Annotated in this window: 16 protein-coding genes; 11 read left to right on the top strand and 5 right to left on the bottom strand. The window is 57.1% G+C overall.

All coding sequences use genetic code 11. The annotated features are described in order from the left end of the window. Positions 1-37 precede the first annotated feature (37 nt). The 5 genes from GOV38_RS15980 (at position 38) to GOV38_RS15965 (ending at position 2,932) form a co-directional block, all read left to right on the top strand. Positions 38-1,288, top strand: a complete 1,251-nt coding sequence (locus tag GOV38_RS15980; RefSeq protein WP_171209112.1) for a flagellin — start codon at positions 38-40, stop codon at positions 1,286-1,288. 77 nt (positions 1,289-1,365) lie between these two features. Next, positions 1,366-1,533 carry a flagellar biosynthesis regulator FlaF gene (locus tag GOV38_RS22620; protein ID WP_371808528.1) on the top strand — a complete coding sequence of 56 codons (168 nt, stop codon included), beginning with the start codon at positions 1,366-1,368 and terminating at the stop codon, positions 1,531-1,533. After that, on the top strand, positions 1,526-1,660 hold the full coding sequence (locus GOV38_RS22615) for a flagellar biosynthesis regulator FlaF (protein WP_371808523.1): 135 nt from the start codon (positions 1,526-1,528) through the stop codon (positions 1,658-1,660). The genes GOV38_RS22620 and GOV38_RS22615 overlap by 8 nt, the downstream gene beginning before the upstream one ends. 79 nt (positions 1,661-1,739) lie before the next feature. Next, the gene (gene flbT, locus GOV38_RS15970; protein WP_171209111.1) at positions 1,740-2,141 is read left to right on the top strand and encodes a flagellar biosynthesis repressor FlbT; all 402 of its coding nucleotides are present in this window, start codon (positions 1,740-1,742) and stop codon (positions 2,139-2,141) included. After that, positions 2,138-2,932, top strand: a complete 795-nt coding sequence (locus tag GOV38_RS15965; protein ID WP_171209110.1) for a DUF1217 domain-containing protein — start codon at positions 2,138-2,140, stop codon at positions 2,930-2,932. The genes flbT and GOV38_RS15965 overlap by 4 nt, the downstream gene beginning before the upstream one ends. Before the next feature lie 83 nt (positions 2,933-3,015). On the opposite strand, the gene GOV38_RS15960 is transcribed toward GOV38_RS15965, so the two are convergent. The 3 genes from GOV38_RS15960 to GOV38_RS15950 form a co-directional block, all read right to left on the bottom strand. Then, a complete protein-coding gene (locus GOV38_RS15960; RefSeq protein WP_171209109.1) occupies positions 3,016-4,584 on the bottom strand; it encodes a DUF427 domain-containing protein in 1,569 nt (522 codons plus the stop codon). Positions 4,585-4,677: 93 nt separating this feature from the next. Beyond that, the gene (locus GOV38_RS15955) at positions 4,678-5,379 is read right to left on the bottom strand and encodes a helix-turn-helix domain-containing protein (RefSeq protein WP_171101402.1); all 702 of its coding nucleotides are present in this window, start codon (positions 5,377-5,379) and stop codon (positions 4,678-4,680) included. Then, the gene (locus tag GOV38_RS15950) at positions 5,351-5,638 is read right to left on the bottom strand and encodes a hypothetical protein (protein ID WP_171101400.1); all 288 of its coding nucleotides are present in this window, start codon (positions 5,636-5,638) and stop codon (positions 5,351-5,353) included. The genes GOV38_RS15955 and GOV38_RS15950 overlap by 29 nt, the downstream gene beginning before the upstream one ends. A gap of 177 nt (positions 5,639-5,815) precedes the next feature. Here GOV38_RS15950 and GOV38_RS15945 point away from each other — a divergent pair, with 177 nt between their 5' ends. The 4 genes from GOV38_RS15945 to GOV38_RS15930 all read left to right on the top strand — a co-directional run bounded on the left by GOV38_RS15945 (position 5,816) and on the right by GOV38_RS15930 (position 9,818). Next, positions 5,816-6,313 carry a hypothetical protein gene (locus GOV38_RS15945; protein WP_171209108.1) on the top strand — a complete coding sequence of 166 codons (498 nt, stop codon included), beginning with the start codon at positions 5,816-5,818 and terminating at the stop codon, positions 6,311-6,313. Between the two features lie 119 nt (positions 6,314-6,432). Continuing rightward, positions 6,433-7,050, top strand: coding sequence for a ribonuclease HII (locus GOV38_RS15940; RefSeq protein WP_171209107.1), 618 nt, complete (start codon positions 6,433-6,435; stop codon positions 7,048-7,050). A gap of 105 nt (positions 7,051-7,155) precedes the next feature. Continuing rightward, positions 7,156-8,259, top strand: coding sequence for a site-specific DNA-methyltransferase (locus GOV38_RS15935; RefSeq protein ID WP_171209106.1), 1,104 nt, complete (start codon positions 7,156-7,158; stop codon positions 8,257-8,259). Between the two features lie 140 nt (positions 8,260-8,399). Further along, positions 8,400-9,818, top strand: coding sequence for an adenylate/guanylate cyclase domain-containing protein (locus tag GOV38_RS15930; protein ID WP_171209105.1), 1,419 nt, complete (start codon positions 8,400-8,402; stop codon positions 9,816-9,818). Here the strand turns inward: GOV38_RS15930 and GOV38_RS15925 are convergent. Together GOV38_RS15925 and mutY are read right to left on the bottom strand one after the other, a co-directional pair. Beyond that, positions 9,813-11,000, bottom strand: a complete 1,188-nt coding sequence (locus GOV38_RS15925; RefSeq protein WP_171209104.1) for an alkane 1-monooxygenase — start codon at positions 10,998-11,000, stop codon at positions 9,813-9,815. The genes GOV38_RS15930 and GOV38_RS15925 overlap by 6 nt on opposite strands. Before the next feature lie 71 nt (positions 11,001-11,071). Then, a complete protein-coding gene (mutY, locus tag GOV38_RS15920) occupies positions 11,072-12,127 on the bottom strand; it encodes an A/G-specific adenine glycosylase (RefSeq protein ID WP_171209103.1) in 1,056 nt (351 codons plus the stop codon). 81 nt (positions 12,128-12,208) lie between these two features. Here mutY and GOV38_RS15915 point away from each other — a divergent pair, with 81 nt between their 5' ends. After that, positions 12,209-12,715, top strand: a complete 507-nt coding sequence (locus GOV38_RS15915; RefSeq protein WP_171101386.1) for a DUF721 domain-containing protein — start codon at positions 12,209-12,211, stop codon at positions 12,713-12,715. 13 nt (positions 12,716-12,728) lie between these two features. Continuing rightward, on the top strand, positions 12,729-13,394 hold the full coding sequence (locus GOV38_RS15910; protein WP_171101384.1) for a DsbA family protein: 666 nt from the start codon (positions 12,729-12,731) through the stop codon (positions 13,392-13,394). Positions 13,395-13,421 lie beyond the last annotated feature (27 nt).

Here is a 13,421-nt window from a genome sequence, read left to right as displayed (position 1 = left end):
GCGCGAAATGCGCCTGAACTTAAAAAGGATGACAAATATGTCCAGCATTCTGACGAACAACGGCGCAATGGTTGCGCTGCAAACGCTGAAGTCGGTCAACAAGAACCTGGCTGATACCCAAAGCGCTATCTCGACCGGTAAAGAAGTTGCCACAGCCAAGGACAATTCAGCTGTCTGGGCGATTTCCAAGGTTATGGAATCGGATGTCAAAGGCTTCAGCGCCATCAAAGACAGCCTGGCACTGGGTGAATCGACCGTTGCGGTTGCACGAAACGCATCCGAAACCGTGACCGACCTGCTGACCCAGATGAAGGAAAAGATCGTAGCGGCGCAGGAAGACAACGTTGATCGCAACAAGATCAATGCCGACGTGACCGCGTTGCGCGATCAGATTGCATCGGTTGTCGGTGCGGCGCAATTCAACGGCCTTAACCTGGTTGATGGCAGCGCCGGCACTGTTTCGGTTCTGTCTTCGCTGGATCGTGACGCGGCCGGTGGCGTGAATGCGTCGTCGATCTCGGTTGCCAGCCAGGATCTGTCCATCGGTGGCTATACCGCCAAGGGCGTTCTTGCAGGGTCCGATAACGCAACAACCGACAACGATGTTGCCGGGTTCACATTGAACCGCGCTACAGGCACCGGTGACATTGTTATCGACAGCTCGACCGACAATTTCGAGGTCGGTGACAGCGTTTCGATCCGCGTGGGTGATCAGGAGGTGTCCTATACAATCCAGGCAAGCGATCTGGATCCGTCGGGTACTTATGATGAAAACTACACCGACGCTTTGGTTGCTGCGGGGCTGAAAAACCAGATTGATGCGCTTGGCATCACCGGTCTGGCGGCAGACTACGACTCGCCTGGTGCGCCCAATACTATTGCGTTCGCGACGGGTACTGCGGCTGCTGGCGCTGACGCAGATCAGGATATTTCGACCACAGCGCAGTTCACCAATGCGGGCTCTGGTGGCCTCGGTGCGCTCAGCTCGATCGACGTGTCAACTGGTACGGGCGCAACGGCTGCTTTGGGTGCAATCGAATCCCTGATCGACGCCTCGATTGATGCAGCAGCGGCCTTTGGTTCGGTGCAGGGTCGGATTGAGACGCAGCAGGAATTTGTGTCCAAACTGACCGACTCGTTCAAATCGGGTATCGGGTCGCTGGTTGATGCCGACATGGAAGAGACCTCTGCTCGTCTGCAGGCCCTGCAGGTTCAGCAGCAGTTGGCGACTCAGTCGCTGTCGATTGCCAACCAGGCGCCACAGTCCATCCTGTCACTGTTCCGCTAAGTTTGGAACTGAACCGGGGCGCGCCCGTCGCGCCCCGGATTTGAACACCCCCAGATGGACGATTGGAAGGATTTCATGTGACTCTGCACGCCTATGCTCAGACAGCCTATGCGCAAGCTGCGGCTCCGACCCGCACCCCTCGTGATACGGAATACGAGGCGATTTCGAAAATTACGCATCGGTTGAAGGCTGCGACCGCGCTCAGACAAAAAAAACTACGCTGCCTTTGTTCAGGCTGTGCATGAAAACAGACGGCTTTGGACTGTGCTGGCAAGCGGGGTCATGGACACGGGCAATGCGCTGCCAAACGATCTTCGGGCACGCATTTTTTTCTGGCCGAATTCACCGAGCAGCACAGCAGTCAAATCCTGAGGAACGCGGCCTCGGTCGAGCCACTGCTCGAGATCAACATGGCGGTTCTGCGTGGCTTGCGTCAAAGAGGAGCAACGGGATGAGTGGACTGGTTTTGAAATTGGCCCCGAAAGAACGGGTTTTGATCAACGGGGTCGTCATCGAAAATGGCGATCGTCGCAGCCGGTTTTCGATCATGACGCCGCAGGCCAATGTGCTGCGTCTCAGGGATGCCATCCATCCCGAAGAGGTCAACACCCCTGTGCGCCGTGTCTGCTATGCGGCTCAGCTGGTTCTGTCGGGCGACACAGATCCCAAAGATGCGCGCCAGCAGTTGTTGCGCCGGGTTGAGGAGCTGAGCCAGGTGTTCACGGATGCCGACAGTCGTCGTGTCCTTGGCGAAGCGACCGAGGCACTGGTGGCCGAGCACTACCATAAATGCCTCAAGTCTCTGCGGTCGCTCTTGCCGCGAGAAGAGCGTTTGATGGCCTATCACCAATGACCTTTCAACCGGTCATACCCACGGGCGGGATTGTCGGCTGGCGCTTTCTGCAACGGACCTATGATGCGCAGTACGATAGCTTTACGGCATCTGCGGTAAACCAGCGGGATACGAAGTATTTTCTGGAGAATATTAGCAAGGTTCAATCGGCAGAAGATCTGGTGTCAGATCGACGGCTGTTGCAGGTCGCTCTGGGCGCATTTGGTCTGCAAGACGATCTCAACAACCGGTTTTTCATCCAAAAGATTCTTTCTGATGGCACCAGCGCAGATGATGCGCTTGCCAATCGGCTGACCGATAGCCGTTATCGCGATTTTGCCGATGCGTTTGGCTTTGGGCCTGGTGACATTCCCAAGACCGGGCTGATCACCAATATGGAAAAGATTGCACAAGACAATCTAACCACGCGCTTTGAAGTTGCCGTCGGGCAATCGAATGACACAATGCGGGTTGCGCTTTATGCGCAGCACACTTTGGCCGACCTCGCTTCAGAGCCCGGCAGCGACGATCAGAAATGGTTTTCAGTCATGGGCTTGCCAGCTATCAGATCGATGATGGAAACCGCGCTGGGGCTGCCATCCTCATTTGCTCAGCTGGACTTGGATAAACAGCTTGAGGTGTTCCGCGACCGCTTGTCTCGCACAACCGGGTCCAGCGAGATATCTCAGTTCACGGACCCTGAAGTGATTTCTGACTTGACGGATACCTATCTTGCGCGCGCCCAAATTGCAGAGGTACAGGCCAGCATTTCACCGGCGCAAACTGCGCTGATCCTGTTGGGCGCTGGCTGAGCAAAGGGCATTATGGCCTCGGGCCGCTTGAGAAGCCGAACGAGGTATAGCCATAGGTGTGCGCGGCGCAAAAGTGGACAAGGTCAATGCCCTAACTGTTCTTCAACAGCCGTGCGCAAGGCGAACGAGGCGATCGGCTGGGACACATTGTGCAGAGTGACATCACCAAGCGGTATGGCATCCTGACACGCCGGAGCGATATCTCCAGACACGACAATCGAGTGCCCGACCGATTTGCTGTATTCACCAAGTCGTGCCGCGACATTGGCTGCGTGGCCGATCACGGTGAAATCCAACCGCTCTCGCGAACCAATATTGCCAAAAGTGACCTGACCGAAGGCGATTCCGATCGAACAGTCCAGTGGTTGGCCCGGCGCGGTCTGGCGCAGCTCTGCCAAACGTTCCACGATTTCACGGGCCGAGCGCTGAGCGTTACCGCGCGCTGCCTCCGGATTGTCGCCAGCAGGGAACACTGCTAGAACAGCATCGCCGATGAACTTCAGAACCTCGCCATCGTTTTCGTCAATAATATCCGAAACGGTTTCGAAGAACGTATTCAGCAGGTTGATATAGACATCGCGGCCCAGCGACTCTTCCAGGCTGGTCGAGTTGCGTAGGTCGCAAAACATGATCGCGGCATCAATATCGTCGCCATCCCCGCGACGAATTTCTCCGCCCATCACCCGTGCACCGGTGCGTTTGCCGACATAGGTTTCCAACAGGACCTGTGCGTTTTCGCGCTGCATGAAAACCTCATAGTATCGCGCGATCACGGTGGAACACTCGAAAACAAGGCCAAGATTGGCGGTAGTAAATCCTTCAGGATGATCACTGGTCAGCGTTAGGACATTGATACGACCATCCGAAAACGGCAGCGGCATCGCAACGTAGTCTGTCGCGCCTTTGGCGCGCAGATCCTCGACAATCGGGAAGCTGTTGTCAGGGCTGTCACTGATCCGTTGACGAATGCCCCCCAACCCTTCTGAGACATGGCGCAGAGGGCTGTTGATAAAGGCCGGGTGATCATAGATTTCATAGGTCGGTACGTTTGTCGAAATCTCGCCCGTGCTCTTTTCCCAGATATAGTGTTTGCCAGCAATCAAGGGATGGAGCGACCAGGCCAGAATACTGAGCCGCTGGATAGCGATGCCGTGTTCCGACATCTTTTCAGCCAGAGCCTTTGTAAATGTCTCGGGCGTTTTGAATTCGGATGCGCCACGCATCAGCCAGTCGATCAGCGGACCGCTGATATTGCTGTCATCTGGGTCACGCAGCGTGTTTTCGCCAAGATCGATCCGGGTGACCGCATCTGGCATAAATCCCACGTGGCCCTGAATGTCTTTGCTTTCCGGCAAAGCATCATCATAGACCCAAATCGAATTGGTAAGATGTTCGTTGGACACGCTGATGTCGTGATATTTTGCCGTCCCCTTGAACGGGCAAAATGTTTGCAAATCGGTCTCGGGGCCGAGTTCGATGCACAGGTCTTCGCGTGGGATGTAAATCGCGGGCGGTAGCCGCGTTTCATACATCACCTTCGCATTATGGCTTTCGGCCAACAAAATCTGACCGCGGTAAACCGCGACGCGTCCCTTCAGGGGTTCGATCGAGATGCCATATCCGCTGGTCTTTGGTGTGGCGTGGACGTTCATAGCTGACCTCCCGTGCCCGAGCGGTATAAGAATGGGGCCTTCGAACTGCTTTTCCAAGAGGGAGATTTGCTGAAACTCACAGCGTCTGCCAGATCAAACCATCTGGATGACGTCTTTTTCGATCGAAAGCATATAGCCCTTTTTCGCGATATTCTTGACCAGCAACTCGCTGACCATCTGGTTGCCTAACGCATCACGCAACCGTTTGATCCGAGTGGCCCCGGCGGCCTCATCGCAATCAGCAGCGTCCTTGCCGGAAATCACCGCTTCGATTTGAACACCCGAAAGCACTTCGTCATCCAGTCGCGACTCGGCCAAAACCGATAGGGTTTCCATCGCGGCAGGTGTGAGTTTGAAATCCATGTTGTTGAGGTAAACGGTGTTTTCCTCACGACTGATCAACAAGGATGTCACCTGAATCCCCGTCCGCTCGATCTGGGCCATTCGGCGATTCAGCAAGACGAGCATGACGAGAAAAACCAGGGCCGCAACCAGCATGGCTGTTGCAAAGACCAAGAGAACAAAGATCACCATCCGATAGCTGGTCAGTGTATCGGCAAAGGCGGTGCCTGATTGCGCCAGAATCTCAAGCAGGCGAATTTCGGATTGTGAGGTCAGATCGGTTTCGACAAACAGCCGTTCGACCTTGGCGTTAAAGGCATTGGCGTCGGGCAAGGTCAGAAACAGAAAAACCGCTGCAGTTGCAAGAATAGCGACAATCGCGGCGATACCAAAGCCAACCAAGCGCGTGCCAGACCGCCGCGCGTCAGAAACGGAGATAGAATGATCCGGCATTGGCCTTCCTTTGATCCAACCCTTCGGGCCCGAAAACGGACATGACATTCAGCAAGGTCCAACCATTCGATTTCAGCCGCTTGGCAACTTCGGATTTGGCCTGACCTTTTTTGCAGGCCGAAACCTGCATGACGCCATAGTGCAGCTTTAGAGGGTTATCCTTTTTGGCTTTGTAATCAGCATAGCAATCGGCTGCCGAGGCAGCGGAGCCAATCGATATCAGGGCCAGGACAGCGAGAGAAGAGAGGATCTGTTTCATGGGCTGCATCCTGCGCACGGCTTGGCAGATATTCAATATCATAACGGGATTCGGGGCGCTGATATCGGATAACAACACCGCGTTATTGCCTGTCTGACAGGGGCGGTCGCAGGGTCGGGACATCAGATTTGCGGTCTGCTCCCTGACCGCGTCAAACGACCCGAAAGGACAAAGATCATGCATCGCAAATTCATCGCCTTTGTTGTTGCCTCGGCTATGACCATAACCGGCATTTCCGCATCGCAGGCCCAGGCTGCCGACGGCAAGGATATCCTGGGTGGATTGGCCGCGATTGCGCTGCTGGGCGTGGCGATCAACCATTTCTCGAAACAGGAACCATCCCGACCGAGCTATAACGTGACGCGCCAGCCCGCACCGGTTTACAAGCCCAAGGTTCATAAACCACATGACCACAAGCCACGTGCGAAACCGCATCACGTGCGCCCGCTGCCCAAATCCGTTGCAAAGTACAACCTGCCGCAGCGTTGCTTGCGAACCTTCAAGGGCGCCGGTCATCACCGCCCCTTGTTGGGCGAGCGCTGCCTGGGAAAACACTACAAACATGCAAGTAGCCTTCCGTATCAGTGCAAGGTCGGGTTTTGGAATGGCAAGCGCGTCAATCGCGGCTATGAACCCGCTTGCCTGCGCCAATACGGGTATCGTGTGGTGTACTGATACTTCACGTTCGAGCAGGCGCAGCGCCACAGAACGCGCCGCGTTGGAAGAGGGCATCCCTTGGCGGCCCTCTTCTTTTTTGGGTTGCTTCATAGGCCGAAACGCGGTTTGCCAAAGGTATGATGTTGCCGAGTTTTGATCTTGAGACCGCCCTGCGTGATCGCGGGCACCTGAGAATTGCCGGTGTGGATGAGGTCGGGCGCGGCCCACTGGCCGGGCCAGTGGCTGCGGCGGCGGTGATCCTGAACCCTGATGATATTCCCGAAGGGCTCAACGATTCCAAAAAGCTGACAGCCAAGCGTCGACAGGCTTTGGACAAGGCGCTGCGCGAACGGGCCGAAATTGCCATAGGCGAAGCTTCGGTTGCCGAGATTGATGAACACAACATCCTGCGCGCGTCTCATATCGCGATGATCCGCGCCGTCGAAGCGCTGAACCCGGCCCCGGATTATTTGCTGATCGACGGCAACATGATCCCACGCGGTTTGAAAATCCCGTCGCGAGCGGTGGTGAAAGGCGATGCGCAGTCACTTTCGATTGCGGCGGCATCCATAATTGCCAAGAACTGGCGCGATCAGGTGATGGTGGATTTAGCGCAACAGCATCCCGGCTATGGCTGGGATGCCAACGCGGGATATCCGACAAAACAGCACCGCGAAGCGCTGCAAAATCTTGGTGTGACCCCACATCATAGACGTTCGTTCAAGCCGGTGCACAATATCTTGTATCAAGAGTAAATCGTAAGTCACTGATTCAAAAAAGAATTTGACGACGAATCATCTTTGACTCATCCTTGTCTCAACCAAATGAGCGCAAAAGCGCCGTGGAACCGAGGCAGTGATATGACCAAAATCAAGACAAAGGGCGCAGCTGCGCTCCCTTTAAACACGATCCTTTCCGGCGACTGCATCGAGGCGATGAACAGTCTGCCCGAGGCGTCGGTTGACCTGATTTTTGCAGATCCGCCCTATAATTTGCAGCTGAAAGGCCAGCTGCACCGCCCGGACAATTCTCAGGTGGATGCGGTGGATGATCACTGGGATCAGTTCAGCAGCTTTGGTGTCTATGATCAGTTCACCCGCGCCTGGCTGAAGGCGGCGCATCGTCTGCTCAAGCCGAATGGCGCCATCTGGGTGATTGGATCCTATCACAACATTTTCCGCGTGGGCTCCGCACTGCAAGACGCAGGCTATTGGATTCTGAACGATGTCGTATGGCGCAAGTCGAACCCGATGCCGAATTTCCGCGGTAAACGGTTTACGAACGCGCATGAGACGATGATTTGGGCCAGCAAACGCGAAGGTGCGAAATACACCTTCAACTATGAGGCGCTGAAGGCGTTGAATGAGGGTGTTCAAATGCGCAGCGACTGGGTGCTGCCGATTTGCACCGGGCACGAGCGGCTCAAGGATGAAAATGGTGACAAGGCGCATCCGACGCAGAAACCGGAATCACTGCTGCACCGGGTGCTGATCGGCTCGACCAATCCGGGGGACGTGGTGCTGGATCCGTTCTTTGGCACTGGAACAACCGGGGCCGTGGCCAAGATGCTGGGGCGCGAGTTTATCGGGATCGAACGCGAGGAAAGCTATCGCAAAGTGGCCGAAAAGCGTATCGCCAAGGTCCGCAAGTTCGACCGCGAGGCACTGGAGGTCAGCGCCAGCAAACGGGCAGAACCGCGCGTGCCCTTCGGCCAACTGGTCGAACGCGGCATGTTGCGACCGGGCGAAGAACTGTATTCCATGAACCAGCGCCACAAGGCCAAGGTTCGCGCCGATGGCACGCTTGTGGGTGACAACGTCAAAGGCTCGATCCACCAGGTCGGCGCGCATCTGGAAAACGCGCCGTCCTGCAACGGCTGGACCTATTGGTGCTTCAAACGCGACGGTAAAACTGTGCCCATCGACGTGCTGCGCCAGCAGATCCGAGCCGAGATGCACAACTGAGTTCAACGATACCGCCCGTGCCTGTGGCCTGACACAAGGCACGACCAACTGCCCCGCCGATTTCGGCGGGGTCTTTTGTTTTCCCCCCAACGGTGATTGCATAGGGCAAGTGCAAAGCTCCTCGAAAGGAGATCCGAGTCGTGACCGATTCAGCCGCCAGCCCAAGCCGGGCCAGAAGGTTCTTTGTTTCGCAACCGGACGAATATGACCTGGACAACAAATACACCGAGGCCGCGTTAGAGCGCCACAAGCGCGAAGGGCTGGAACTTGCCGTGCGGGCGCGGTGGGTCGCCATGGGGTTAACGGGGATACTGCTGATCTTTCTGAACCCCCAATGGGAGGTTCTTTGGTATCACTTTATCCTTTTGCTGATCTGCGCCAATGGCTGGCTGATCCAAAGAGCCGGGCGCGTGGGGCAATCTCGGATCGAGCTTTTGCTGATCTTTGTCGATCTGCTGATCATGACGCTGGGTATGATCGTACCAAACCCATTCAGCGATGATGTGCGGCCCTTGGCAACGCAATACAGGTTCGACAATTTTCAGTATTTCTTCATCATCCTGGCGGCCGGAACGCTGGCCTATTCCTGGCGCACGGTTGTGGCCATCGGTTCGTGGACGGCCATGATGTGGACCGTTGGGTGGGTCATCGCCTGGTGGGTGTCGACCCCTTTCCCGGAACTGGGCGCCCGTGTTCACGCGGCGCTTGAGGGATATCCCGATCTGCAGGTCATGTTAGACCCCAACAGCTTTATGGTGCCGCAGCGGGTTCAACAGGTCATTGTATTCGTCATGGTGGCCGTGACGCTGGGCTTGTCGATGCGCCGTCTGAATCGGCTTTTACTGAGTAATGCCGGGTTGGAACGGGAACGAGCCAACCTGTCACGATATTTTTCGCCGAACGTCGTGGAGGAACTGAGCCAGAATGACGATCCGTTGAAACAGGTCCGCAAAGAGAATGTGGCGGTGCTGTTCATCGATATCGTTGGGTTTACCAAATACGCGGCGGGGCGTGATCCGTATGACGTGATCGAGGTTTTGCGCGGGTTTCATGCCCGTATGGAACGCGAAGTCTTTCGGCACCATGGGACGCTGGACAAATATCTGGGTGACGGGCTGATGGCGACCTTTGGCACCCCCGTGACAACGCCTTTGGACGCGCGGAACGCATTGTCCTGCGCCCGCGCGATGGCGGATGTCGTCGATCAATGGAACCTGGATCGGCGTCGGGCCGGAGAGCCCGAGATTCACATCGGCATCGGAGTGCATTACGGCGCGGTCGTTCTGGGTGACATCGGCGCAAACCGATTGGAATTCGCCGTGATCGGTGACGCGGTCAATGTGGCGGCAAAGCTCGAGGCCCTGACCCGAGAGGTACATGCTCGTATCGTCATCAGCGACGCGGTACGTCTGCAGGTTATGCAGGAAGATCCCAAGGCCGAGCCCTTGATGGCGGGATTTGCGCCGCTCAAAGCGCAGGCTGTTCGTGGGATTGCCACACCGATGGATGTCTGGGTGGCCGGAGCAGAGGGGCTCCCGCCCGGAGCGCCTGCATCATAGATGCAGGCCCGCCCGTTGGGCCGGGCAGCGCGCTTGTGCGCGCTGCGGACAGGCGTGGGGCTGCGGGTTTTCGCTTTTGTTGTAGGGCCGCCAATCAGTGATTTCTGGATAATACTGCCTGCGCCAAGCCCGAACCCTTGGGTTCATGATCCGACGCCAGAGCGGTGGTATCATCGCGGCAATGGTCATGACCGGATAGCCATGGGGCAATTGTGGTGCAGCGTCTTGTGAATGGTGTTGCAACAGGGGAAAACGACGGTTGGGCTTGTAGTGGTGATCCGAATGGCGTTGCAGGTTGATCAGCAACCAATTGGACGCTTTTTGTGATGCGTTCCACGAGTGGCGCGGACGAACATGTTCGTATTTCCCCTCGCCCAAATATTTGCGGGTCAGGCCGTAATGTTCAACATAGTTCACCAACTCAAGCTGCCAGATCGCGGTTCCGGCCTGGATGAGGAACAAGGCGAGGCCACTCCAACCTCCGATCAGCAGGGCCAAGAGCAGCATTCCCGCTTGCAGGGCCCAATAGCGCCAGAAAGGGTTTGCGGGGTCAGTCCAAGGCCGGTCGTTGCGCGCAAGCTTGGCGCGCTCGGCCTGAAACGCGGACAGCAGGCTTTGTTTCAGAACCCTGGGGTAAAACCGGTGAAACCCTTCGTTATATCGGGCGGTTACCGGATCGCGTGGCGTGCCGACATAGCGGTGATGGACCAGCAGATGCTCGGACCGGAAATGGGAATAGAGCACCATTGCAAGCAGGATATCCCCCAACCAACGCTCAAGCCGGTCTCTCTGATGCATCAGTTCGTGGCTGTAGTTGATACCAATCGTACCCGAGATGACGCCCATGCCAAAGAACAGCCCGATCTTTTCAAGAACCGACAGATCCGAGCGGGTGGCATACCAGATCAGCCCGTAGAGGGTGAGAAATTGAACCGGCACCCAGAGCTTGGTCAGCAAGATATATCGCGGCAACACACTATCGGGCGTTTCGGGGTCTGCGTTTTCAAGATTGAGGCCGGTCAACCGGTCGAGCACCGCAAAGGCCCACCATGTGGACAGAGGCACCAGCGCTACCCACCATCCGCCAGCCAAGGCTGTTGCCCAGATCAGGGGGATCAACAGGTAAGAGACCCAGAAGGGCAGGGCAGATTTCCATTGGGAGAGGGTGCTGGTTGTTGTCATCGGCGTACTCGGATCAAGTTATCCCAGCTAGCCATCTCTTTCATCCGGGCACAACGGGTTAATTCTGGGGGTCAGTGGTCGCGCCACAGGGCATGGGCCTTGCGCATGACTGTCGGCAGGTCGCTCGGACGGAAGGCATGCTTTTCGATCACCAGCAACGCGTCGCTTTGAAAACTGTGCGGAAGATCTGCGCTCCAAACCTGCAGGATCAGGTGGAAATGGGTGAAGGTGTGTCGAACCTCACCTGACAAACGCTGCCAGTTGGCGGTGAAAGGCGGGGCTTCGGCAGGGGCTTCTGACCAGTCAGAACCCGGCCAGCCCAGCATCCCACCCAAAAGCCCCTTGTCCGGGCGGCGTTCCATAAGCAAAGCACCGTCCGCGCGGAGGGCGATATAGACATGGCCATACCGTGTGGGTTTGGGCTGTTTGGGGGTCTTATTCGGCAGCTCCGATTGTGTACCGGCGATGCGCGCCCGGCAGGGTTCACGCAGAACGCAGATCCCGCAGGCCGGGGATTTGGGGGTGCAAATCGTGGCCCCCATATCCATCACAGCTTGCGCGTAATCCCCGGGTCGCGCGTTGGGCGTCAGGGCCTCGGCTTTGGCTTTGAGGATCGGTTTCGAGCCCGGCAGAGGGTCGTGGATATCGTATAGCCGCGCCATTACGCGTTCAACATTGCCGTCCAGAACCGTCTCGGGGTGGTCAAAGGCAATCGCTGCAATCGCCGCAGCGGTATAGGGGCCGACCCCGGGCAATTTCAGCAATTCGTCATAGGTGTTGGGGAATTGCCCCCCGCGTTCATCGGCAACCACGCGCGCGCATTTCAGCAGGTTCCGCGCTCGCGCGTAATATCCCAGCCCGGCCCATTCGGCCATCACCTGATCATCGGGGGCTGCGGCCAAAGCGGTGACGTCCGGCCAGCGTTGGGTAAACCGTTGGAAATAGTCCCGCACTGCGGCCACGGTGGTTTGTTGCAGCATGACCTCGGACAGCCAGACGCGGTAAGGGTCGGGCTGCACACCTGCGGCGCGCTCAGCAGGCCCAATGCGCCAGGGCATCTCGCGCGCGTGGCGGTCGTACCACTGCAACAGAGCGTTGCTCACGTCAAATTCAGTGCTGTCACGCAAGATTTATCCATCTCCCTGTCGGGTTTTGCTGGCACCCGGGTCTTTGCCCATTACAATAGGTGTGCAGGAGATGGAAACCAGATGCAGCGCAGACGTTCTTCGACCCGCGGGTTCAAACGCACCGCGACTTTGCTGAACGACCAGATTAGGCGGGCCGGTGAAAGCCGGGGCTTCGCCGTGTCGCGCCTGTTGACCCATTGGGCCGAGATCGTGGGCCAGGATATCGCCGCCGTCGCGCAACCCGTGAAAGTGGGTTATGGCAAAGGCGGTTTTGGCGCTACGCTGACGGTGCTGACCACCGGACCACAAGCCGCAATGCTGGATATGCAGCGCGAGCAATTGCGCGACAAGGTCAACGCTGTTTACGGGTTCAACGCCATCAGCCGGGTGCGCATCACCCAGACCGCTCCGACCGGATTTGCCGAGGGGCAGGCCAGTTTCGATCACAAGCCGAAACCGGCGAAACCCAAACTATCCCCCGAGATCGCCGCCGAGGCGGACAAAGTGTCACGCGATATTCACGATGGCGATCTGCGTGCGGCCCTTGAACGATTGGGTCGCAACGTTTTATCCAAACAAAAACGCTGAGAAAGGGCTGAGAATGAGCCGTATTGCATTGGGAATTTGTGCGGCTGCTGCCGTGGCCGCAGGTGGCTATTGGCTGTCGTCGTCAAGCTCGTCGCCAACCGCCTATCCGCTGATCAGCAGCGCTCAGGCACAGGAAACCGAGCTGGATACATCGACTATTGTCGAAATGGTACAAGGTGCCGAGGATGCGCCAGTCGAGATCATCGAATACGCATCCTATACCTGCCCGCACTGCGCCAATTTCCACAAAGGTGCGTATAAGCAGCTGAAGGAAGATTTCATCGACACCGGCAAGGTCAAGTTCATCTATCGCGAGGTGTATTTCGACCGCTATGGCCTGTGGGCATCGATGGTGGCGCGCTGCGGCGGGCCCGAAAAGTTCTTTGGCATCACCGACCTGATCTATGAAGGGCAAGCGGAATGGACCAGCGCAGGGGGGCCGACCGAGGTTGTGGACGAGCTGCGCAAGATCGGTCGTTTGGCTGGCATCGACAGCGATCAGCTTGAGGCGTGCCTCCAGGACGGCACCCAGGCACAGACGCTGGTGGCCTGGTATCAGGAAAACGCCGAACGCGATGATGTACGCGCCACGCCGTCCTTTGTTGTGAACGGCCAGAAGGTCAGTAACCAGTCTTATGACGAATTCAAAGCGCTGATCGAAGCCGAACTGGGTAGCTAACCCTTGCGCCCGGGTGGCCGTTCAGGT

The sequence above is a fragment of the Ruegeria sp. HKCCA5839 genome, assembly GCF_013035585.1.
Lineage (GTDB): Bacteria > Pseudomonadota > Alphaproteobacteria > Rhodobacterales > Rhodobacteraceae > Ruegeria.
The sequence above is the reverse complement of the archived record's forward strand: the minus strand, read 5'-3'. Positions and strand labels throughout refer to the sequence as shown.

What these genes read in the sequence shown, in the direction of transcription:
- GOV38_RS15980 (WP_171209112.1), top strand. Translation starts at nt 38, where the DNA reads ATGTCCAGCATTCTGACGAACAACGGCGCAATGGTTGCGCTGCAAACG.
- GOV38_RS15950 (WP_171101400.1), bottom strand. Translation starts at nt 5,638, where the DNA reads ATGAAACAGATCCTCTCTTCTCTCGCTGTCCTGGCCCTGATATCGATT.
- flbT (WP_171209111.1), top strand. Translation starts at nt 1,740, where the DNA reads ATGAGTGGACTGGTTTTGAAATTGGCCCCGAAAGAACGGGTTTTGATC.
- GOV38_RS15955 (WP_171101402.1), bottom strand. Translation starts at nt 5,379, where the DNA reads ATGCCGGATCATTCTATCTCCGTTTCTGACGCGCGGCGGTCTGGCACG.
- GOV38_RS15935 (WP_171209106.1), top strand. Translation starts at nt 7,156, where the DNA reads ATGACCAAAATCAAGACAAAGGGCGCAGCTGCGCTCCCTTTAAACACG.
- GOV38_RS15945 (WP_171209108.1), top strand. Translation starts at nt 5,816, where the DNA reads ATGCATCGCAAATTCATCGCCTTTGTTGTTGCCTCGGCTATGACCATA.
- GOV38_RS15940 (WP_171209107.1), top strand. Translation starts at nt 6,433, where the DNA reads ATGATGTTGCCGAGTTTTGATCTTGAGACCGCCCTGCGTGATCGCGGG.
- GOV38_RS15960 (WP_171209109.1), bottom strand. Translation starts at nt 4,584, where the DNA reads ATGAACGTCCACGCCACACCAAAGACCAGCGGATATGGCATCTCGATC.
- GOV38_RS15910 (WP_171101384.1), top strand. Translation starts at nt 12,729, where the DNA reads ATGAGCCGTATTGCATTGGGAATTTGTGCGGCTGCTGCCGTGGCCGCA.
- GOV38_RS15915 (WP_171101386.1), top strand. Translation starts at nt 12,209, where the DNA reads ATGCAGCGCAGACGTTCTTCGACCCGCGGGTTCAAACGCACCGCGACT.
- GOV38_RS15925 (WP_171209104.1), bottom strand. Translation starts at nt 11,000, where the DNA reads ATGACAACAACCAGCACCCTCTCCCAATGGAAATCTGCCCTGCCCTTC.
- GOV38_RS15965 (WP_171209110.1), top strand. Translation starts at nt 2,138, where the DNA reads ATGACCTTTCAACCGGTCATACCCACGGGCGGGATTGTCGGCTGGCGC.